Source organism: Streptomyces sp. NPDC037410 (assembly GCF_055602235.1).
In genome coordinates, this window is record NZ_JBVJWR010000003.1 from 76,318 (window position 1) to 98,059 (window position 21,742).

The following is a 21,742-nucleotide window of genomic DNA, read 5'->3' on the forward strand; positions in this document are numbered from 1 at the left end:
CAGCAGGGCCGGGCAGGTCTCGATCGGGGCCGAACGGCCCATCCCCGGGAGGCCGGCCACGGTGTCAGCGTGGGAGGTGTCGCCCCTTGGGACGTGCTCCCGAACGGAGGGCGTACGGAGGTGGAACCATGACAAGCGAGATCCCCGCTCGACCGGAGCTCGGCAACGTCGTCGTGGGAGTCGACGGGTCCCCCTCCGCGCGCACGGCCGTGCTCTAGGCCGCAGCCGAGGCGCACCGACGCGGTCGGACCCTGCACCTCGTCCACGCCGCCGACTCCGACCGTCGGGCCCTCTTCGCCAATGCCGAGACGATCCAGGCAGTACGCGAAGCGGGTCGAAATTTGCTGATCGAGACCGAGAGCACGGTCCACGAGCGCTTTCCGGACCTTGCCGTCACGAAGGAATTGAGCCGCCAGGAGCCCGTCGCCGGTCTCCGGGCGGCCGCCGGCCACAGGGGCACGATCGTGGTGGGCAATCGGGGGCTCGGCGGTTTCTCGACCCTCATGCTCGGCTCCGTGGGTCTGGGGGTGGCGGCCCGCGCCGAGACGCCCGTGATCGTCGTCCGTGGTGACGGCGACCGCCCCGAGTCGGGCTCGGTGACGGCAGCCGTGCACGGCGCCTCGGACGTCGGCTGGCTACTCGTCGCGGCTGCCGAGGCCGACGCCCGCAAAGCGGTGTTGCGACTGGTGAGCGTCTGGAACGTGCTCACCCACGTGGGCAGCGTCGCGACCATGCTGGACGACCTCGACGAGATCGCGCGGCAGCGCGCGCACGAGATCAAGGCGCTCGCCGACCGCGTACGTGACTTCTATCCCGGGCTCAACGTCAGCCATCACGTCGAGACGGGGACGAGTACGCCCGGGACCCTGGTCGAGGCGACCGCCCACACCGATCTGCTCGTGATGGGCAGAGAACACCGAGTTCTGGGCGCAGGCCCGTCCCTGGGGCGCGTCGCTCACGTCCTGCTCCACCACGCCCACGCTCCGGTGGAGATCGTCCCACCCACCTTTGCCACACGGGTTGAGGAGCTGTGAACGAGATACTGCTCGGAATCGACCCCCGGGAGCAGTCGATCCCCGCTCTCGTGTGGGCCGCCGCCGAGGCCGTACGGCGAGGACTGACGCTCCGCCTGGTCGTCGCCGTACCGCCCGCCCACAACGGGCTCCGGTACGACGCGCTCGCCCACCAGAGCGCCCTGCGCCTCCGCGCGGAGTCCGCGATCGCCAATGCGGAGGACCTCGTACGGGAACTCCACGCTGGTCTGCGGATCGCGACGGAACGCGTGAACGGTGTGCCGGCGACCGTACTCCGCGATCTGGCGGCGCACGCCGCACTCGTCGTCGTCGGCTCGCGCCGTCTCGGCAGGGCGGCCGAGGTGTTCAGCGAGAGCTCCGTGGTCGTCCCGCTCACCGCGCGCGCCGCCTGCCCCGTCGTGGTGGTCCGCGTACCCGAGCACACCGCCGTGCACCCACCGACCCTCGTCGTCGGCGTGGACGGTAGCCCGTCGTCACAGGCCGCGGTCGCCTTCGCCGCCGCGGAGGCGAGCCTCCGCGAGGCACGACTGCGCGCCGTCTGGGTCTGGCCCCCTTCCCTCCTCGCTCATGACGATGCGGACGAGGGTCTGGCCGAGCGCCGTCGGCTGCTGGCCGAGTCGGTGGCGGGGTGGGCGGAGAAGTACCCGGACGTCGCCGTCTTCCAAGAGGTCCCTCGGGGACACCCGGTCGAGCAACTCGCCCTGGCGTCCCAGGAGTCCCTCGCCCTGATCGTCGGCCGAAGAGGTCGTGGCGGGTACTCCGGCATGCGGCTGGGGTCGACGGTCCACGGCCTGCTGCACCGCGTCATGTGCCCGGTGATCACCGTCCCCTTTCCGCAGCGCGGAGAGCGGCCGGGCGACCCGGCATGGGCCGACCGGCCCCGTTTCCGTACGACCGACCGGCCCCGGCCCGTTGACCCGCTCGGCACTGGGCCGCTACGGCTTCCTCGCGGGACGGTGGGTCGAGAGGACGACCTCGGTCCGTCCGCCGGTTCCCCGGAGAGGTGAGCACCATGCAGCGCATCCGGATCAGCCCCCGGCCCCGAGAGCCCCGCAGGCCGAGCCCCCTCGATCTGCGGACACCGTCCGGCAGACCGCTCCCGTACTGAGGGGCGCCCGAGAGCCACGGAGGATGTCATGGCACCGACGCGTCGCGTCGTACCGTTCACCGAGCTGGACCGCTCGGACGTCGGCCGGGTGGGAGGCAAGAACGCCTCACTGGGAGAGATGACCAACCGGCTCGGCGCCGCCGGCATACGCGTACCACCGGGCTTCGCCACCACCGCCGAGGCGTACGAGGAACTTCTCGCGGGCCACGGACTGCGCGACTCCGTCGAGGAGCAGATCGGCCGTCTGCACCAAGGGGCCCCGCTCGACGAGGTCGGGGCGGCCATCCGTTCGTTCTTCCTTGCACAGCCACTGCCCGCGCCGCTGCGGGACGCCATCCTGACCGCGTACGAGCGGCTTGCCGAGGAGAGTGGCCGGGAGACGCCCGAAGTGGCCGTACGCAGCAGCGCGACGGCCGAGGACCTGCCCGAGGCGAGCTTCGCCGGGCAGCAGGAGACATACCTGAACGTCCGTGGGACCGATGCGCTCCTGGAGGCGTGCAGGCGCTGCTACGCGTCCCTGTTCACCGACCGAGCGATCGACTACCGCGAGCGGATGGGCTTCGACCACATGGCCGTCGCCCTCTCCGTCGGCGTCCAGCTCATGGTCCGCTCCGACCTCGCCGGGGCCGGGGTCGCCTTCACCCTCGACCCGGAGAGCGGCTTCACCGAGGTGATCGTGGTGAGCGCCGCCTGGGGTCTGGGCGAGACCGTCGTCAGCGGCCAGGTCGATCCCGACGAGTACACGGTGTTCAAGCCCAGCATGAAGGACCCCGCCCTAAACCCCGTGATCGATGTGCGGATCGGCAGCAAGCGACTCAAGACCGTGTACGCGGACACGGGAATGACCCGCACCCTCGACACCCCCGACGCCGAGCGGAACCAACGCGTCCTCGCCGATGCGGAGATCCGCGAGCTCGCCGCGTGGGCGGCGGCCGTCGAAGAGCACTACGGCTGCCCGATGGATCTCGAATGGGCCAAGGACGGCCTCACCGGCGAGCTCTGGATCGTGCAGGCGCGCCCTGAGACCGTGCAGTCTCGCCGGCGGTCCACGACCCTGCGACGCTGCCGGCTGACCGTCGTTCCCGGTGAACCTCTGGTGGAGGGCATCGCGGTGGGCGAGGCGATCGGCCAGGGTCCCGTCGTCGCCCTCGACGCCCCCGTCGACCTCGACCGCTTCCCGCAGGGCGGGGTTCTCGTCACCCGCGTCACCGACCCCGACTGGGAACCGGTCATGAAGAGGGCTTCGGCGATCGTCACCGACCATGGCGGACGCACCTCGCACGCGGCCATCGTCAGCCGCGAACTCGGCGTCCCCGCTGTCGTCGGAACCGGCAACGGCACCCAGATTCTGCAGGACGGCAGGCAGGTGACCGTCTCGTGTGCCGAGGGCGAGCGCGGACGGGTTCACGAGGGCCTGCTGGCGTACGAGGAGATCCTGACCGACCTCGCGGAGCTGCCCGCCACGCACACCCGGGTGATGCTCAACCTGGCTGACCCGTCGGCCGCGTTCCGCTGGTGGCGGCTCCCCGCCGACGGAGTGGGCCTCGCGCGCCTCGAGTTCATCGTCGCTCACCAGGTGAAGGTCCACCCGATGGCTCTGCTGCACCCGGAGCGACTCGATCCACAGGACCGACATGTGATCGACCGGCTCACGGAGGGGTACCTCGACCGCGGGCAGTACTTCGTCGAGCACCTTGCCCATGGCATCGCTCGGATCGCAGCCTCCCGCTGGCCCGCACCCGTCGTCGTACGGACCAGCGACTTCAAGACCAACGAGTACGCCAAGCTCCTCGGCGGCCGGCCCTTCGAACCCGACGAGGCCAACCCCATGATCGGCTGGCGCGGCGCGAGCCGGTACTACAGCGACGGCTACCGTGAGGGGTTCGCCCTCGAATGCCGTGCGCTGCGCCGGGTCCGTGAAGGGATGGGGCTGACGAACGTGGTCGTCATGATCCCGTTCTGCCGGACCCTCGGCGAGGCGGACCGGGTGCTCGCGGTGATGGCGGAGGGGGGACTCGTACGGGGTGAGAACGGCTTGCGCGTCTACGTCATGGCCGAAATACCGGCAAACATCATCCTCGCTCAGGACTTCGCGGAACGCTTCGACGGGTTCTCGATCGGCAGCAACGACCTCACCCAGCTCACCCTCGGCGTCGACCGCGACTCGGAGGCTCTCACCCACGTCTTCGATGAGCGTGACCCCGCCGTCGTCCGGAGTATCCAGACCCTCGCTGCCCGCGCCCATGCGGCCGGCCGCCCTGTCGGACTGTGCGGGCAGCGGCCCAGCGACGATCCGGCTTTCACCGCGATCCTGGTCGACGCGGGTCTCGACTCCATCTCCGTGGCACCGGACAGCTTCGCTGCTGTCAAACGGCACGTGGCGCGCGCGGAGGCGGCGCTCGGAGACGGCGCTGGTCGAAGGAAGGAGTGACCGTGCCCAGGAAGACACGGAACCGAGGCACCCGGGACAACGGGCCGTCGGTCGAACTCGGTCGACAGGTGGCCGCGGACACGCGGCGTGGGCGCCCCAGGAATCACCAGCCGCCCGCAGAGGGGGCGAGCGGGCGTCCCAAGCGCCCGGTGCACACCGTCAGCGTGTCGACGCTATTCCTCTGAACCGACGGTGAAGCGGCCGGATCGCGAGCAGGGGGCCTGAAAGGAGGACGCGGCCATGACGACCGCAAGGGAGATGATGCACGCCGGCGCGAGCTGCGTGCAGGAGAACGAGACCCTGATGGACGCGGCACGCCGCATGAGCGAACTCGACGTCGGCGCACTGCCCATCTGCGGGCCGGACAACCGGCTCCACGGCATCATCACCGACCGGGACATCGTGGTGAAGTGCCTCGCCAAGGGCAAGGATCCCCACCACATGACGGCCGGACTCCTCGCCCAGGGCAAGCCGGTCACGGTCGACGCGGACGCCGACAGCGAGAAGGTGCTCCGCACCATGCAGGAGCACCGCATCCGCCGCGTACCCGTGATCGACGACCACCGCCTGGTCGGCATGATCAGCGAGGCAGACCTGGCGAAGCACCTGCCGGAGGAACGGGTCGGCCAGTTCGTCGAAGAGATCTGCCGCTGACAGCACCAGAGCCGTGGTGCCATGGGCCTATCGGTCCAGGTGCGGCCCGTTCGGCCCCGTCGGACAGCCCTCTTGGACGCTGCGCCACATGACCTCACGGGCGGACGATGGGGTTACGGAGGCGGACCGGCCCCCGTAATCCGGTCCACCGCCCGTCCGCACCGACTCGGGTCCTCGGCGACCGTCCTGGGCCCCGAAACGAGGAGCAGAACAATGGCCGGAGGCAAGGTGGAACGCAGTCACAGCCTGTTCCCAGACTTCGACACCTGGTTCAACCGTGAGTTTCCGGGGCTGCCCGGATGGCGCCCCGCGACGGCTGCGCACTCCATCCCGGTAGAAGTGTCCAGCGGCGCCGGCGGGTACGTGCTGCGGGCCGAACTGCCCGGAATGGACCCCGACGATTTCACCATCACCGTCGATGACAACCTGATCACGGTGAGCGCGGAGCACAGCGAGAGCGAGGAGGACAAGGAGCACTCGGAGTTCCGCTACGGATCGTTCCGCAGGACCGTGCGTCTCCCGGCCACGATCCCGGTCGACGACGTCGAGGCGTCGTACGAGGACGGCATCCTCACCATCCGCGTTCCGATGCCCGAGGAGAAGACCGGCGCCGCACGCACCATCCCGGTGAAGCGAGGCGGTACCCCGCCCGGAGGAGCCACGTCGTGAACCCCAAGCGAGTCCTGGTCGCCTACGGCAGCAAGCACGGCGCGACCAGGGGGATCGCCGACGAGATCGGCCGGACGCTCCAGGCCGACGGCTTCGAGGCCGTCGTCCTGCCGGCCGACGTCGTCTCCGACGTCAGCGGCTACGACGGAGCCCTCTACGCCGGGCACTGGAACGGCAAGGCGCGACGGTGCGCCCGGCGCAACGCCGAGCAGCTCCGCCATCGGCCCGTCTGGCTCTTCAGCAGCGGGCCCATCGACAGCTCCGCCGAGCAGCACGACATCCCGCCGGTACCCGGCGTGGCCCGCCGGATGAAGAAACTCGGCGCCCGGGAGCACATGACCTTCGGGGGCGCTGTGACCGCCGAGACGCCCGGCCGCATCAGCCGGTCCCTGGTCCGCCACGGCAAGGGCGGAGACTTCCGCAACCCGGAACGGATCCAGGACTGGGACCACCACATCGGGACCGAACTCGGCACCACACGCTGACCGGTCTCGTCGGCCCGTCCTGGAGGCCACTCCACCCAGAGGTGCGACATGGACCACCGCAAGCGGTCGGAACCGCGACCCCCGGCGTCCGGGCTGGGACCTCGCGGGCGCGCCGCACTGATCCTCGTCCTGACGATCTCCTTGATCTGCGGCGCCGTGGCCACCGCGAGCCTTTGGAGCGCCGGCGCCAAGGCCGACCGTGAACTCGCCGCCCACCGCCACCAGGTGCAGGCAACCACCACCGGGACGGCCAAGGACCCGCCCGTCGCCACCCGGTACGGATCGACACCGCGGGCGCTCGCACCTGCGGTCTGGGAACAGCCCGAGCACGTCCGTCGGTCCGGCACCATCCACGTCCCTCCCCGCACGCCCCAGGGTCGCACGGTGACGATCTGGGTGGACGACACCGGCACCCCCGCGCGCCCCCCGGGCAGCGCCGCTGACCGCGCGCTGACCTCACTTTCGGGCGGCAGCGTTGCCACGGCCTCCGTCGGAGCGATCGGGGCCGGCGTTCTCGCCCTTGTACGACGGCGGACCGAAGCCCGCCGGCTCGCGGTCTGGGAACAGGAGTGGGAAGAGGTCGAACCCGTGTGGTCCGGTCGGCTCCGCCGGGGGAAGGCGCCGGGGACCGACGATGACTGACCGCGCCGCCACGGGCCGGGCGGCCACGCCCAGCGAGGCGCTGCCCTTCGACCCCAGCGAGCCCCTGCCCAGGCTGCGCCGGGAACTCGCCACCGGGCCGGACGGACTGTCCGCCCGCGAGGCCGCCCGCCGACTCGCCGTCCACGGGCCCAACGAGGTACGACGCAAGGCCCGCTCCTCTTTCGCGCGGGAGCTGACCGGACAGCTGGTCCACCCCCTCGCACTGCTGCTCTGGGCCGCAGCCGCACTGGCCTTCGTCGCAGACCTCGGAGTGCTCGGCTGGGCGATCCTGGCAGTCATCGCCGTCAACGCGGCCTTCGCCCTGCTGCAGGAACGCCAGGCCGAGCGCGCGGTGGAGACCCTCGCACGCTATCTGCCCGAGCACGCCCTCGCCGTACGCGACGGCCGGCCCCTCACCGTGGAGGCCCGCGACCTGGTGCCGGGCGACGTGATCCTCCTGGAAGAGGGCGACAAGGTCCCCGCCGACGCGCGCGTCACCGAAGGCGGAGTGGAAGTCGATCTGTCGATGCTCACCGGGGAGTCCGTCCCCGCCGAACGCATGGCCGCGGCAGGGCTCCTCGGCGCCCCTTTGCTGGAGGAGCCGAACCTCGTCTTCAGCGGGACGACCTGCGTCGAGGGACAGGCCCGGGCCACCGTGTTCGCCACCGGCAACCACACCGAGATCGGCCGGATCGCCGCCCTCAGCCAACGGACCCGGCGCGAGGCGAGCCCGTTGGAACGACAGGTCAAGAAGGTCGCCTGGCTCATCGCCGGTGTCGCCACCGGCATGGGGGCCGTGTTCCTCGTCCTGGGGGTGGCCGTCGGACTGCCGGTGACCGACTCCCTCATGTTCGCCATCGGACTCCTCGTCGCCAACGTCCCCGAGGGACTGCTTCCGACCATCACGCTGGCCCTCGCGGTCGGCGTCCGCGCGCTGGCCCGCGAAGGCGCGCTGGTGAAACGACTCAGCGCGGTGGAGACGCTCGGCTCCACAAACGTCATCTGCACCGACAAGACCGGCACGCTGACCCGCAACCGCATGCGTCTGAGAGCTCTCTGGACCGCGGGCCACGGAGCGGACCCCGGCCCCTGGGCGCAGGAGCTGGTGCGGGCGAGCGCGCTGTGCACCACCGTCACCCGCGAGGAGGAGGGCGAGCTGCACGGTGATCCGACGGAGGCCGCCCTCGTCACCGGGGCCGCCGACCACGGGGCCCCTGTGGATCTCTCCCGGCGCGACGCGGAACGGCGCGGACTGTTCCGCTTCGATCCGCGACTGCGGCTGATGTCGGTCGTACAGGACGACGAGGCGACGGGTCGCCTGCGGATCGTTGCCAAGGGAGCGCCTGAAGCGATCCTGGCCCGCGTCCTTCCCGGTTCCGCCACGGAGGCGGCCCGCTCGGCGGCCGAGGAGCTGGCCAAGGGCGGCATGCGGGTCCTCGCCGTCGCCGCACGCGACCTGCCGTCGGGAGCGGAGCCGCCGTCGCACCGCCAGTACGCCGAATCGGGACTGACACTGCTCGGTCTGGTCGGGCTGTACGACCCACCGCGCCCCGAGGTGGCGGAAGCCGTCCGCCGCTGCCACGAGGCCGGGATGCGCGTGCACATCGTGACGGGGGACAGCGGAGCCACCGCCGCGGCGGTCGCCCGGGAGGTGGGCATCGGAGTGCCCAGCCTGCAGGTGGTCGCGGCTTCCGAGTCGCTGCGCGACGACGAGCTCGACCGACTCCTCGTGGAAGGCGACGCTGAGATCGTCTTCGCCCGCTCCTCGCCCGAGACGAAACTCAAGGTGGCGGACACCCTGCGGGCCCACGGCCGGATCGTCGCCATGACGGGTGACGGGGTCAACGACGCCCCCGCGCTGCACCGCGCTCACATCGGGGTGGCCATGGGACGCTCCGGCACCGACGTGGCCCGCGAGGCTGCCACCATGGTCCTCACCGACGACGACTTCGCCACCATCGTGACCGCCGTCGAATCCGGGCGCCGCGTCTACGACAACGTCCGCAAGTTCATCGTCTACATCTTCGCCCACGCCACCCCGGAGATCGTGCCCTTCCTCGTCTTCGCGCTCTCCGCCGGCGCCGTCCCGCTTCCCCTCACCGTCCTGCAGATCCTCGCCATCGACCTCGGCACCGAGACCCTGCCCGCCCTCGCCCTCGGCCGGGAACGCTCCGAGCCCGGCATCATGCAGCGGCCGCCCCGACCACGGCACCAGGGCGTGATCTCCCGCGACATGCTCGTCCGCAGCTGGGGCTACCTGGGCCTGGTGTCGGCCGCCCTCGTCATGGCCGGCTTCTTCTACGTGCTCTGGCGCGCGGGCTGGCAGCCGGGCGATCCCACGGGTACGGGCAGCCCCCTGCACCACGCCTACGTGACAGCCACCACGGCCACCTTCGCCGGCATCGTCACCTGCCAGGTCGGTACGGCCTTCGCGGCCCGCACCGACCACGCGGCACTCCGCGACATCGGGGTGTTCTCGAATCCGCTGCTGCTCGCAGGTATCGCCTTCGAACTCGCGTTCACCGCCGCCCTCGTCTACGCGCCCCCGCTCCAGCACCTCTTCGGCACGGCCGCCCTACCCCTGGACGTCGTTCTGCTCATCGCGACGTTCCCGGTCCTGGTGTGGGGCACGGACGAGCTGCGGCGCGCCAGGCGGCGCCGTCAGCGCGCGGCACCCACGACCGGCTCGTAACCACCCTGGTCGAGACGGAACGGCGGATAGGCGTCCGTCATGAGGCTCGCGTAGGCGGCGACGCGCAGGACCCAGCGGTTCAGGCCGACGATCAGGGCGAACAGGTCGCGCGGATACCGGTCGGTGAAGGCCACGGCGAAGCCTGCGATAAGCGTGAGCAGCGTGATCAGGCCGCCGCTCCACCAGTGGACCTCCATCCCGCCGGTGAAGAAGGCGATCACCAGGTAGTGGGGGATGGCGAGCAGCCACCACTTGACCAGCACCTGCGAGCGGGAGAGCCGCTCCGGATAGACGATGTCGAGCCGAGCGGGGTAGCCGGGCTCGGGGCCCAGGCTGAAGGGCGGGTAGCGGTCGGTGCCGAGGGCGCCGTACGAGTAGTACGACACTCGCCATGACCAGCGGAGCACACCGAGGTTGAAGTCGAACAGGCCCCGCGGGAAGCGCTCTGTGAAGAGGATGGCGAAGAACGCGATCACCGTCACGACGAGGAAGGCGATCCAGAGGAAGAACAGCACGATCCAGTGGGGGATCACCAGGATCCATTTGACCAGCCACAGCCAACGGGACAGCCGGCTGTCGAGTTCGGCCGTCACCACCACAGGAGCATGCGGGGTGGTGCTCGGGGTGTTCATGATCGTCCCTCCTTCGGCAGGTCGTCGTCTTCGTACGTGAGCCGATCGATGACCCCCACGACACCGTCGACGCTGTTGCAGAGCCTGAGAATCACCGGCACGAGGCTTCGGCGCCGTACCGTGCCGCTGAGCGTGACCCGGCCGTCCACCACCTCGACCGACAGGGCGGACGGGCTCAGCCCCAAGGTGTGGGTGACCACGTCCTCGACGATCTCCTCCTGGATCGCCCGGTCCCTGCGCAGGAACAGCTGGACGAGGTCGCTGCGGCTGAGGATGCCCACGAGCTGCCCTTCGTCGTCGACCACGGGCAGGCGCTTCACCCCCGCCCGGTCCATCACGCGGGCGGCCCGCACCACGCTCCACTCAGGTCGGGCGACGATGGCGGGGCTCGACATGAGCGCGCCCGCGGTGTCGAGCCGGGCCCCGGCGGCACGGCGGCGTACCAGGTCCGCCTCCGAGACAACGCCCAGAGGCCGGTTCGACTCGTCCACCACGCACACCGCGGTGATGTCGAACTCGTCCAGGAGTCGTGCGATCTCCTTGAACGTCGTGCCCGGTACGACGCTGACCGCCGTGGGTGTCATCAGATTCGCAACGCTGCGGTGCCTCATCGCCTGTCACCCTCTGCTGTGAGTTCGCACCGTACGTCCACGATGCCTTCGACGGCGCGGGCCAGGCGGGCTGCGAGCGGGATGAGCGCGCTGTCGCGGACCTCGCCGGACAGTGTCACGACTCCGGCGTCGACACGGACCTCGACCCGACGATGAGAGAGGGGGAACAGGTGCTCGACGACGTCCTGGCGCACTTCGGTGGCGAGGTCCTCGTCCGGGCGGAGGAAGACCTTGAGGAGGTCGGACCGGCTCACGATCCCCTGGGTGACGCCGCTCGCGTCGACGACCGGTAGCCGTTTCACGCGATGGGCAGCCATGAGGCGGGCGGCCTGGGGCAGGGACGCACCGAGAGCGACGGTGACAGCGGGCGAGGTCATCAGGTCCTCGGCCCGGTGAGACCCCGCCTTGGCCGTGGCGTCGAGGCGCCGCATCTGTTCCACGAGACCCAGGCGGTGGTCGTGGAGCTCCTCCTTGAGGAGCAGGTCGGCCTCGGAGACCACCCCGACGACGCGGCCCTCGCCCTCGACGACCGGCACGGCGGTCACCTTCCACCGCTCCATGGCGGCGACGATCTCCTTGAACTCCGCACCGGGCTGGACGGCGACCACCTTCTTGGTCATCACGTCGGCGACGGCGAACGGCTGGGTGGCCATGACTCTGTCTCCTCATCGGGCGTAGGCCAGGGGTTCCGCGCCGATACGCGGCATGAGGTCGTCCAGCAGGCGGTCGCGGGCGGACAGGAGCCGACGCGCCATCGCCGCGGCGACGCACGCGAAGACCGCCTCGCCGACGGCCGCGTCCTCCGTGCACAGCTCCCTGACGGCCTGGGCGTCGAACTCGAGGGCGTGGACCTCGGTCGTCGCCGTGGCGCCGAGGTGCCAGATGTGCGGGGGCATGATCCAGGAGCAGCCGAGGAGCGCGCCGGACGCGAGGGTGTCCACGACGGCGTTGCGGCGCCCGGGGACGTGCATGTCGAGCTCGACCCGGCCGGTCTCGATGATCCAGAAGCGGTCTGCGTGCTGCCGCTCGCGGAAGATACGCGTCCCGGCGGGGAATTGCACCGTGCGAGCGTGCTCCAGTAGCCGGTCACGCGCCTCGGGAGCGAGTTCGTTCAGCAGCGTCCTCGTGGTGGTCATGAGGTCCTCCAGCCCTTTCCCACAGGCTCGCCTGGGTCGGGTGCCGTCCGGGAGGGCCGCGCAGGTCCCACCCGGGGCCAAAGGGCCCCCGTCAGCGGACCAGGACGGCCTCCCCGGAGCGGGGCACGACGGCCGTCCAGCCCAGTTCGTGGTCGATGCGGTCGCGCAGCGCCTCGGAAGCGGCCGGTTCGCCGTGGACGAGGTAGGTGGTGTGCGGGGGAGGGGCGGCGCGCAGCCAGTCGATGATCTGTCCGGCGTCGGCGTGCGCCGAGAAATGGGGTACGTCGGCAACCTCGGCCCGTACGGGCACGTACTCGCCGAACATCTTGAGCGTCCGGGCACCGTCCACGAGGTCCCGCGCCCGGGTGCCGGCCGCGGCGAAGCCGACCACGACGACCGCGTTGCGCGGGTCCGGGAGCAGCCGGTGCAGGTGGTGCAGGACGCGGCCGCCAGTCGCCATGCCGGCCGAGGAGACGATGACGGCCGGCCCGTGGACCTCGTTGATCTCTATGGACTCCTGGACGGTACGCGCGGCGAGGAACGGCTCCGGGCTCAGCGCGGCACCCCCCTCGGCGAGGATCTCCGGCCGCAACTCGGGGGAACGCTCGCGTACCGCGTCCCGGTAGACGTCGAGTGCGGCGAGGGCCATGGGGCTGTCCACGTACACGGGCACCGACCGGGGCAAGACGCCCGTCTCACGCAGCAGGGTCAGTTCGTGGAGGACGACCTCGGTACGGTCGATCGCGAAGGCGGGGATGACAACGGTGCCGTTCCTGGCGGTGGTCCGCGCGATCACGGCGGCGAACTCCGACCGGGCGGACTCCTGGTCGTGGCGACGGTCGCCGTACGTGGACTCCATCAGCAATACGTCGGCGCCGGAGAACGGCTCGGGCGGCAGCAGCAGTGGGTGTCCGGGCCGCCCCAGGTCTCCGGAGACGGCCAGGGTGTGGCCGTCCTCCAGCGTCAGGTGGGCCCATGCGGATCCCAGGATGTGCCCGCCGTGGTGAAGCGTCAGCCGGGTGCCGGACATGATCTCCACGTCCTCGCCGACCGGGACCGGGTCGAAGAACGCCAGCGTCTTCTCGACGTCGGAGTCGTCGTACAGCGGCTTGGCCGGGCGGTGCTTGGACCAGCCGTGCTCGTCGGCGTGCCGGGCCGCCTCCATCTGGAGGCGGGCGCTGTCACGCAGCACGATCCCGGCGAGCCGGGCCGTGTGGGCGCTGGTGAGGATCGGTCCCCGGAAGCCCTGCCGGACCAGACGCGGCAGATAACCGCAGTGGTCCAGGTGGGCATGGGTGACGACCACGGCGTCGACGTCCGCGGCGTCACGGGCGAACCGTTCCCAGTTGCGGCGCCGCAAGGTCGCGAAACCCTGGAAGAGACCGCAGTCGAGGAGGATCCGCGCATGGTCGCTCTCGACCAGGAACTTGCTTCCGGTAACCGTCCCCACACCGCCCAGGAAACTGAGCAGTGCGGGCCGCAGAGCGGTGGGAGCGGCGTTCGGGGCTGCCTCGGACATGGCCAGCCCTCCTTCGGAGTGGACCAGCCTCCACCTTCGCATCCGGACCGGCCCGGTCCGGAGGTCCGAGCGGGCCCTTTTCGGGGGCCGACCGGCTCATGTGCCGGCGAAGGGCTCCGCGGAGCCTGGTAGGCGAGGACCGCAGCGACGCGCGACAGGAAGCAGGTGGGCGCCATGAAGGCACTCGTCTTCCAGGGGCCGGGCCGGATCGCCTGGCAGGACGCACCCGATCCAGGCATCGAGGACCCCGCCGATGCGATCGTCCGGGTCGACGTCGTCACCATCTGCGGCACGGACCTGCACATCCTCAAGGGGGACGTGCAGGAGGTGACGCCCGGCCGGGTCCTCGGACACGAGGCGGTGGGCACCGTGGTCGAGACCGGCGGCGACGTCCGCACGGTACGGCCCGGTGACCGCGTTTTGATCTCCTGCATCTCCGCCTGCGGCAGGTGCCGCTTCTGCCGTGAGAGCCGCTACGGACAGTGCCGTGGCGGAGGTGGCTGGATCCTCGGCCACACCATCGACGGGACACAGGCCGAATACGTCCGTGTGCCCTTCGCCGATCTGTCCGTCCATCCGCTGCCGGACTCGATCGACGGCTCCGACGCCGTCCTCCTCGCCGACATCTTCCCCACGTCCTACGAGGTCGGGGTCCTGAACGGTGCCGTGCACCCCGCCGACACGGTGGTCGTCGTCGGAGCGGGCCCCATCGGTCTCGCCGCCATCGCCACCGCCGGCTTCTACAGTCCGGGCCGGATCGTCGCCGTCGACCTGGCCGAGTCGCGGCTGGCCGCCGCCCGTGCCCTTGGCGCGGACGCCATCGTGAACGCGGGAGAGGATCCCGAACAGCTGGTCGCGGATCTGACCGAGGGCCTCGGTGCCGATGTCGTGATGGAGGCCGTCGGTGTCCCGGAGGCGTTCGAGATGTGCACGCGGATGGTCCGGCCCGGTGGCCGGGTCGCCAACATCGGTGTGCACGGCAAGCCAGCGGCCCTCCACCTCGAAGACCTGTGGATCAGGGACGTCACCATCACCACCGGGCTGGTGGACACCTCGTCCACGCCCATGCTGCTGCGCATGATGGCCGCAGGGCGGCTGCCGTCGGCGGAGCTGATCACCCACCGGTTCGAGCTGGGGGAGATGGAGGAGGCGTACGAGGTTTTCGGCCGCGCGGCCGAGACCGGCGCCATCAAGGTCGCGCTGGGCGGCCCGCGACACACGGTCGTGAGCCTCCCCGACGCGCCGGCGGCCTGATGAACGGCCCAGGCCCGGGTTCCGGGCCGCCGAACGGTGTCGTCCTCGACACCGACGGCGTTCTGCTCGACTCCGCCGTCGTGCACGCGGCGGCGTGGAAAGTCGCGTTCGACGCCTGCCTCGACCGACTGGCGCCCGGCATCGAGACACAGCCGCCCTTCGACGCGGATGCCGAGTACCGTCGGCTCGTCGACGGCAGGTCCCGGTACGACGGTGCCGCGGCCTTCCTCACCGCCCGTGGTCTCCACCTCCCGGCGGGAGAGCCGCACGACGCGCCGGGCTGCGGCACGGTCTGGGGCGTCGCGGCACACAAGGAGCAGGCGTTCGTCGATCTGCTTCGTACGGAAGGCGTCACGGCTTTCGCCGACGCCCGGCCTGCTCTCGCGGCCCTGCACACGGCGGGAGTCCCGTGCGCCGCGGTGTCCGCCTCCAAACACGCCCGGGCACTGATCCGTGCCGCGGGGCTCGCCGGTCTCCTCGCGGTGATCGTGGACGGCGAGGGCGCCGCCCGGCTCGGCCTTGCCGGCAAGCCGGATCCCGCGCTCTTCCTGCGAGCGGCGGTCCTCCTCGGAAGCCGCCCGCGGGAGACCGCGGTCGTCGAGGACGCGCTCGCTGGAGTCGAGGCAGCTCGTCGTGGCGGCTTCGGGCTCGTCGTCGGAGTCGACCGCACCCCGCTGCGGCGCACTGCCCACCTCCTGCGAGAGCAGGGGGCCGACCTGGTGGTTCCCGACCTCACGACGCTGGTCCGGAGCGTGTGGGGTGAGCGCGGATGACCACCGGTTGGACGTGGGGCTACGACCGTTACGACCCGGAACGCGAGCCGCTCGTGGAAGCACTCTGCTCCCTCGGCAACGGCCGGTTCGCCACTCGGGGCTCCGCTCCCGAGTGCACCGCCGGAGGCCCGCACTACCCGGGCACTTATCTGGCTGGCTGCTACGACCGGGTCGCCTCGGTCGTCGCGGGGGAGCGGGTCGAGAACGAGGACCTCGTCAATCTTCCGAACTGGACGCTTCTGCGCTATCGCTGCCTGCCGGACGACGGTCCGGCCGGCGACTGGCTGACCCCCGACGCCGGGGAGCTGCGTCATTTCGATGTCCGTCTCGACCTGCGCGCGGGTGTGCTCACCCGGCGTCTGTTCTTCGAGGACGCCCGGGGGCGGGGCCTGCGCGTCAGCCATGTCCGCGTCGTGCACATGGGGGACTCCGGGTTGGCGGCGCAGAGCACCTTGTTCCGGGCCTACGGCTGGAGCGGTTCCGTCGAGGTGCAGTCCGTTCTCGATGGCGCGGTCACGAACGCCGGAGTGGAGCGTTATCGGCACCTTGAAGGGCGTCACCTCATAGATCACCGGGCCGGATTCCAGCCCGAGGGTGTCGCCTGGCTCTCCTGCCGTACCGTCGACCCCGGCATGAGAGTCGCTATGGCCGTGCGCACGGTCACCCATCCCGTACGGCGCGCTCGGGAGGCGGCCACGCCGGCTGGCACCGTGCAGACGTATCAGCTGCCCATCGCCTCCCGCCGCTCGGCCATGGTCGTCAAGACCCTGGCACTGCACACCTCGACGGACCGGCCCGCCGCCGACCCGCTCTCGACAGCCGTCGACGCGATCGCTCGTGCTCCGGCCTTCCCCCGGCTGGTATCGACCCACAAGGCCGCGTGGCAGCGTGTCTGGGAGCAGGGCGAGTTGCACGTGCCCGGTGAGGCGGGCCGTATCCTGCGGCTGCACGTGTTCCACCTGCTGCAGACGCTCTCCCCGAACACGGCGGGCCTCGACGTGGGCGTGCCCGCGCGAGGGCTGCACGGAGAGGCGTACCGGGGGCACGTCTTCTGGGACGAGCTCTTCGTCCTGCCCTACCTCGACCTGCACTTCCCCGAGGTGGCCCGGGCGCTGCTCATGTACCGGCACCGTCGATTGCCGGCCGCCCGCTCGGCCGCCCGCCTCGCTGGTCAGCAGGGGGCGATGTATCCATGGCAGAGCGCGAGTTCGGGCCGGGAGGAGACCCAGACTCTGCACCTCAACCCGCGTTCGGGACGCTGGCTGGTCGACCACTCACGGCTCCAACGCCATGTGGGCTCCGCCGTCGCGTACAACGTCTGGCGGTACGCGCAGGCCACCGGAGACCGCGGATTCCTCCACTCCGCCGGGGCCGAGATCCTCCTCGAGGTCGCCCGCTACTGGGCCGGGGCCGCCAGGTTCGACCCCGAGCTCGGTCGCTACCGCATCCGGGGCGTCGTAGGCCCGGACGAGTTCCACGACACCTATCCCGATGCCACGACTGCGGGCATCGACGACAACGCCTATACCAATGCGACCGCCGCCTGGGTGCTCGCCCGTGGCCTCGACCTGCTCGGCGAACTGCCCGAGACCCGTCGCTCGGAACTCTCGGAGCAACTGCCTTTGGACGACGGGGAACTGGCTCGCTGGGAGGACGTCTCCCGCCGGCTGTACGTGCCGTTCCACCAGGGTGTAGTGAGTCAGTTCGACGGCTTTGGGGAGCTGGCGGAGCTCGACTGGGAGGCGTACCGGGCAAGGTACGGCGACATTCGCCGCCTCGACCGGATCCTGGAGGCCGAGGGCGACACGGTCAATCGTTACCAGGCGTCGAAGCAGGCGGACACCCTCATGCTCGGCTACCTCTTCCGGTCCGAGGAGCTGTACGGCCTGTTCGGCCGGCTCGGGTACGCGCTGGACGACGAGGTGTGGCGTGCGACCGTCTCGTACTACCTGCGGCGCACCAGCCACGGCTCCACGCTCAGCAGCCTCGTCCACGGTTGGGTGCTGGCCCGGCAGATGGGCGCTGATGCCTGGCGATACTGCGAGGAGGCCCTGCTCGCCGACGCGGCCGACGTTCAGGGCGGCACGACCGGCGAGGGCATCCATCTCGGCGCGATGGCCGGCACGGTCGACCTCGTCGAACGCGGGATCACGGGCCTCGAAACGGGACCGGAGGGGCTTCGGGTCGCTCCGGTGCCGCTGGCGGAGATCCCCCGGTTCACCTTCACCCTGTGCGTCGGCCGTCATCGAGGGGTGCGCCTGCGGATACTTCCCGGTCGGCTTGCCATCCGGGTACCCGCCTCGCCCGAGGGTCCGCTCGCAGTCGTCCTCCCCGGCGACCGGAGGGTCACCGTCGCACCCGGACAGGAGCGTTGGTTCCGTCTGTGAGAAGTGAGCGTTGGTTCCGTCTGTGAGAAGTGGCTCTGTCCGTGAGAAGCGGTTCAGTCGAAGGTGAGCACCTCGGAGACCGGACGGCGTGGCGTGGCCCGACCGTGGGGCCCGTAGCCCAGGCGGAACACCATATGGACGAAGCCGATCGTCGAGCCGGGATCGCGGGCGTCGGCACGGAGCTCCGGCCACTCCAGCGGCTGGGACATGAGGGAGGTGGAGAGGCCGTCGAGGGTGGCCTGCAGCAGAACCCTTTGCATGGCCTGGCCGGCTTTCAGCCATTCCTCCCGGGTGTCGCCGACCGTACCGAGCAGTGCGATCTGCGGCCTCTTCTCGAAGCGTGCCGAGACCCGGCCGGGCACCCGGCCGGGCACCCGGCGGGGAGCGCCGAAGTCCCTGACGGGGGAGGTCACGTCGTACTGCCTCGGGCCGAAGGCGTACGCCGGGATGCCTTCGGTGCCGGGTCCTTCCCCGGCAGCACCTGTGCGCGTCCAGGCGGCGATCTCCGCGCGCACTGCCTCGTCCGCCGCCTCGAACAGCTCGGAGACGTGGACGAGATCCATGACGGTGTCGGTGTGCCAGGCCCCGGGGACGACGAGCCGACAGCCCTCCAGCAGAGCTGCGCCCCGCAGCCCGTCGATCACCTCGGAGGGGATCTGCTCCTCGGTGAAGGGGAAGCGACTGGTGTGCCGACGCGACACCGCGGCATGCAGTACGACCAGTTCGCTGTCGGCGTCGTCGGGACTGTCGAAGCGCACGTCGGCGAGATGCCACGGGTCATCGGGAGAGGGGAGTAGCCGGACCACGGGACGCAGGCCCCGGTGCGCGGCGGCGACGCGCAGGTTGAACAGGGCGGCGCCGCAGCCGAGGTGGAGGGCGCGGTGGTCCGGGTCCTCGCGCGGCAGGGCGCGCAGCGGATCCCCGTGCAGTTCGATGACTCCGGTGCCGGTCTTGTGGACGAACTTCCAGGGCTGTGCGTTGTGCATCGAGGGAGCCGTGACGGCGTCTTCGATCAGCGACGTCACGAGTGGTCGGGTCAGGGCGGTGGTGGACACGGTTCGTCCTGTCTGCGGTGACTCACCAAGAGATGTCGTGGGGAGTCCGGGTGGGGTGGGTGAGAGGTGTGTCGTCTTCGTGGAAGGAGAGCCGGTCCACGACGGCGACGACGCCGTCCACGCGCTCGGCGAGTCCGACGAGCACCAGGGCCTGACTCCGCCGCCGGAGGCGGCCGCCCAGCGTCACCACGCCGTCGAGGACGTGCACGTCCACCGCGTCCGCGGGCAGCTCCATGACATCCGAGAGGACGTCCTCACGGATGCGGCGCCGTATCTCCGCATCCGGGCGGAGGTAGACACAGAGCAGATCGCGGCGGGTCACGATGCCCACCAGTCGTTCTTCTTCGTCGACGACGGGAAGGCGCTCGACTCCGCGGCGCACCATCAGCCGTGCCGCGTCCGCAACCGTCTCCTCGGCGTGAACGGTGACGGCCGGCGTGGTCATCAGGTCCCGCGCAGTCAGCTCGTGGCGGGCCAGGAGGTCGCTCTCGGAGACGACTCCGACGACATGGTCGTCGTCGTCCACGACGGGGACCCCGCTGATGTCGTGCTCGGCGAGCATCTTGGCCACTTCCCTGAACGACGTCGCAGGGACGGCGGAGAGCACGTTGTCGGTCATCAGACCGCCGACCTTCATCTGCTTCATCACCGCGCCTCCCGTTCGAGGGTCCGGACGGTGCTTCCTACGCCACCACCCTCCGACGCGCGCGCGGGGCCCGCGAGGGCCGAACGGTCCACCCTCAGGACCGAACGGGCTCGTCATTGCAGCGGTCGCGCCCCGCCCGGCCGAGGGCGGGGACTATTGGTCCCGTCATTGCCCCCAGCGGCCCTCCAGCCTCCCGAGCCCAGTTGCCAGAGTGGAAGGAGGTCTCTCGGCCCCTGGGAGGAGAAGCCATGAACGGAACCACAGCCCGTTCCGGCCTCGGCAGGGTCGTCGTCGGTGTGGACGGATCACCGTCCGCAGACGCGGCGGTGATGTGGGCGGCAGCGGAGTCGGCGCTGTGGGGCAGCACTCTCTGTCTTGTTCACGCGGTGGACACGGACACACCGGTCCCGTTCCTGTCCGAGGCGGAGATCGCCAGGAGCCGGCAAGCAGGGCGTGAGCTGCTCGACCGTACCGCAGAGGCGATCACGGAGCGCCACCCCAAGCTGGCCGTCGTCAAGGAACTCACTGATGGCGCAGCCCCCGGCAGCCTGCGCCGAGCCGCGGCCCTGACCGGCACGATCGTCGTCGGACACCGGGGTCTCGGCGGATTCTCTTCGCTGTTGCTCGGATCGGTCGGTCTTGAGGTCGCGGCTGAAGCCACCACGCCCGTGGTCGTGGTGCGCCGGGCCGCAGAGCCCGTCGAGGCCGGAGCGGTTCTTGCGGCGGTCCGGAACGAGGCCGACGTGGGCTGTGGCCGTGCGGCGGCCGGCGAAGCCCTGCTGCGAAAGGTGCCTCTGCGGCTCCTGCATATCTGGAATGTGGGGCTGTCGGTCGGCTCACGTGCCGCGCTGCGCAACGGTGGCAACGGGAGCGCCCGCGATCACGTACACGTACTGTCCTCGGTCTCGGACCAGCTCCGGGAGGAGTTCCCGAATCTGACCGTGCAGGCCGACGGCCAGAAGAGCCACAGCGTTCCCGGAGCTCTCGTCGACGCGTCGCACCACGCCGACCTTCTGGTCGTCGGCGGTCGACGATCGCCCGGCTACCTCGGACCGACGCTCGGCCGGATCACGCTGACCCTGCTGCAGCACGCCCACTGCCCCGTGGAGCTCATCCCTCGGCAAGGACCCGGACATGGGAGCACGTCATGACCAGCACCACGGATCGCGGCAGCATCGTCGTCGGTATCGACCCGATCAAGAACTGGCACATGGCCCTTGCCTGGGCCGCGGACGAGGCTCACCGGCGAGAACGGGGACTGCGCCTGGTGGTCGCAGTAGCACCGCACCACGACACCCAACACGTCGACGACACCCCCCGTCACCTTGCACAGCGGCAGGTGGGAACAGAAGCTCTGCATACAGCGCTCGCCTGGGCGAAAGCCCGGCAGCCGGGTGTCGAGGCTGCTTCCTCCCTTCTCGACGGGTTCCCAGCAGAGGTCCTGGCCGGACTGTCACACGACGCAGGCATGATCGTGCTGGGATCCCGGCACCTCAGCCGCACCGAGGAGTACCTGAGCGCCGGTTCCCTGGTCGTCCCGGTCACCGCGAAAGCGGACTGCCCAGTGGTCGTCGTAGGCGACGCCGAACACGTCACGCAGGAGATGCCCTACCTCGTGGTCGGCGTCGACGGCAGCGAGTCCTCCCGAGCAGCCCTGGCCTGGGCCTTTGAGGAAGCCGACCTCCGGCGCTGCGCACTGCGTGCCATCGCCGTCTGGCAGCCCCCCGTCTTCTCCCTGCACAGCTCCGACACGCTGTTCCACGCCGAGCGGCGGCTGCTCTCGGAAACCACCGCGGGCTGGGCGGAGAAGTATCCCGACGTCCGGCTCACCCACGAGGTTCCCATCGGCTCCCCCGTAGAGACGCTCGCGAACGCCGCCGAGCACGCCCTTGCCGTCGTCATCGGCCGTCGAGGCCGCGGCGGATACACCGGGATGCGCGTCGGCTCCGTCGCCCACGGGCTGCTGCACCGGGCCCACTGCCCGGTGATCACCGTCCCTGCCAGGTGAGCGCGC

19 protein-coding genes and 1 pseudogene are annotated in these 21,742 nt (G+C 70.7%); 13 read left to right on the plus strand and 7 right to left on the minus strand.

Features of this window, described 5'->3' with window-relative positions:
• Positions 1-230: 230 nt before the first annotated feature.
• From ACZ7HT_RS05720 to ACZ7HT_RS05755, 8 genes and pseudogenes are all read left to right on the plus strand, one after another.
• Positions 231-1,034 (plus strand): annotated as a pseudogene (locus ACZ7HT_RS05720) (universal stress protein); the annotation flags it as partial.
• Entirely contained in the window at positions 1,031-2,041 is a 1,011-nt protein-coding gene (locus tag ACZ7HT_RS05725) for a universal stress protein (RefSeq protein WP_471160234.1), read from the plus strand. The pseudogene ACZ7HT_RS05720 and the gene ACZ7HT_RS05725, both read left to right, overlap by 4 nt.
• Positions 2,042-2,170: 129 nt before the next feature.
• Positions 2,171-4,573 carry a phosphoenolpyruvate synthase gene (ppsA, locus tag ACZ7HT_RS05730; RefSeq protein ID WP_471160237.1) on the plus strand — a complete coding sequence of 801 codons (2,403 nt, stop codon included), beginning with the start codon at positions 2,171-2,173 and terminating at the stop codon, positions 4,571-4,573.
• Positions 4,574-4,813: 240 nt separating this feature from the next.
• Entirely contained in the window at positions 4,814-5,227 is a 414-nt protein-coding gene (locus ACZ7HT_RS05735) for a CBS domain-containing protein (RefSeq protein WP_132916206.1), read from the plus strand.
• A gap of 213 nt (positions 5,228-5,440) precedes the next feature.
• A complete protein-coding gene (locus ACZ7HT_RS05740) occupies positions 5,441-5,896 on the plus strand; it encodes an Hsp20/alpha crystallin family protein (RefSeq protein WP_184931886.1) in 456 nt (151 codons plus the stop codon).
• Positions 5,893-6,381: a flavodoxin domain-containing protein gene (locus ACZ7HT_RS05745; protein WP_467458094.1), complete on the plus strand. Its 489-nt coding sequence runs from the start codon at positions 5,893-5,895 to the stop codon at positions 6,379-6,381. Before ACZ7HT_RS05740 ends, ACZ7HT_RS05745 begins: the two co-directional genes overlap by 4 nt.
• 48 nt (positions 6,382-6,429) lie before the next feature.
• On the plus strand, positions 6,430-7,023 hold the full coding sequence (locus tag ACZ7HT_RS05750) for an Rv1733c family protein (protein ID WP_467458095.1): 594 nt from the start codon (positions 6,430-6,432) through the stop codon (positions 7,021-7,023).
• A complete protein-coding gene (locus tag ACZ7HT_RS05755) occupies positions 7,016-9,715 on the plus strand; it encodes a cation-translocating P-type ATPase (RefSeq protein ID WP_471160241.1) in 2,700 nt (899 codons plus the stop codon). The genes ACZ7HT_RS05750 and ACZ7HT_RS05755 overlap by 8 nt, the downstream gene beginning before the upstream one ends.
• Here the strand turns inward: ACZ7HT_RS05755 and ACZ7HT_RS05760 are convergent.
• The 5 genes from ACZ7HT_RS05760 to ACZ7HT_RS05780 form a co-directional block, all read right to left on the minus strand.
• On the minus strand, positions 9,685-10,347 hold the full coding sequence (locus ACZ7HT_RS05760; protein WP_184931883.1) for a DUF4389 domain-containing protein: 663 nt from the start codon (positions 10,345-10,347) through the stop codon (positions 9,685-9,687). The genes ACZ7HT_RS05755 and ACZ7HT_RS05760 overlap by 31 nt on opposite strands.
• Positions 10,344-10,958, minus strand: a complete 615-nt coding sequence (locus ACZ7HT_RS05765; protein WP_184931882.1) for a CBS domain-containing protein — start codon at positions 10,956-10,958, stop codon at positions 10,344-10,346. The genes ACZ7HT_RS05760 and ACZ7HT_RS05765 overlap by 4 nt, the downstream gene beginning before the upstream one ends.
• Positions 10,955-11,611 (minus strand): CBS domain-containing protein, encoded by a 657-nt coding sequence (locus ACZ7HT_RS05770; protein ID WP_471160246.1) that lies wholly within the window; start codon positions 11,609-11,611, stop codon positions 10,955-10,957. Before ACZ7HT_RS05770 ends, ACZ7HT_RS05765 begins: the two co-directional genes overlap by 4 nt.
• Before the next feature lie 12 nt (positions 11,612-11,623).
• Positions 11,624-12,094, minus strand: coding sequence for a cyclic nucleotide-binding domain-containing protein (locus tag ACZ7HT_RS05775; protein WP_184931880.1), 471 nt, complete (start codon positions 12,092-12,094; stop codon positions 11,624-11,626).
• 91 nt (positions 12,095-12,185) lie between these two features.
• Entirely contained in the window at positions 12,186-13,613 is a 1,428-nt protein-coding gene (locus tag ACZ7HT_RS05780) for an MBL fold metallo-hydrolase RNA specificity domain-containing protein (protein WP_471160249.1), read from the minus strand.
• 174 nt (positions 13,614-13,787) lie between these two features.
• On the opposite strand from ACZ7HT_RS05780, the gene ACZ7HT_RS05785 reads away from it, so the two are divergent.
• The 3 genes from ACZ7HT_RS05785 to ACZ7HT_RS05795 are packed head-to-tail and all read left to right on the plus strand — an operon-like array spanning position 13,788 to position 18,027.
• Positions 13,788-14,867 (plus strand): alcohol dehydrogenase catalytic domain-containing protein, encoded by a 1,080-nt coding sequence (locus ACZ7HT_RS05785; protein ID WP_467458099.1) that lies wholly within the window; start codon positions 13,788-13,790, stop codon positions 14,865-14,867.
• A complete protein-coding gene (locus ACZ7HT_RS05790) occupies positions 14,867-15,640 on the plus strand; it encodes an HAD family hydrolase (protein ID WP_471160252.1) in 774 nt (257 codons plus the stop codon). Before ACZ7HT_RS05785 ends, ACZ7HT_RS05790 begins: the two co-directional genes overlap by 1 nt.
• Positions 15,637-18,027, plus strand: a complete 2,391-nt coding sequence (locus tag ACZ7HT_RS05795) for a glycoside hydrolase family 65 protein (protein WP_184931877.1) — start codon at positions 15,637-15,639, stop codon at positions 18,025-18,027. The genes ACZ7HT_RS05790 and ACZ7HT_RS05795 overlap by 4 nt, the downstream gene beginning before the upstream one ends.
• Positions 18,028-18,080: 53 nt before the next feature.
• On the opposite strand, the gene ACZ7HT_RS05800 is transcribed toward ACZ7HT_RS05795, so the two are convergent.
• On the minus strand, positions 18,081-19,082 hold the full coding sequence (locus tag ACZ7HT_RS05800; RefSeq protein WP_471160255.1) for an Acg family FMN-binding oxidoreductase: 1,002 nt from the start codon (positions 19,080-19,082) through the stop codon (positions 18,081-18,083).
• A 22-nt stretch (positions 19,083-19,104) separates the two neighbouring features.
• Positions 19,105-19,728, minus strand: coding sequence for a CBS domain-containing protein (locus ACZ7HT_RS05805; protein ID WP_471160257.1), 624 nt, complete (start codon positions 19,726-19,728; stop codon positions 19,105-19,107).
• A 248-nt stretch (positions 19,729-19,976) separates the two neighbouring features.
• On the opposite strand from ACZ7HT_RS05805, the gene ACZ7HT_RS05810 reads away from it, so the two are divergent.
• Together ACZ7HT_RS05810 and ACZ7HT_RS05815 are read left to right on the plus strand one after the other, a co-directional pair.
• Positions 19,977-20,879, plus strand: a complete 903-nt coding sequence (locus tag ACZ7HT_RS05810; protein ID WP_471161097.1) for a universal stress protein — start codon at positions 19,977-19,979, stop codon at positions 20,877-20,879.
• The gene (locus ACZ7HT_RS05815; RefSeq protein WP_471160259.1) at positions 20,876-21,736 is read left to right on the plus strand and encodes a universal stress protein; all 861 of its coding nucleotides are present in this window, start codon (positions 20,876-20,878) and stop codon (positions 21,734-21,736) included. Before ACZ7HT_RS05810 ends, ACZ7HT_RS05815 begins: the two co-directional genes overlap by 4 nt.
• Positions 21,737-21,742 lie beyond the last annotated feature (6 nt).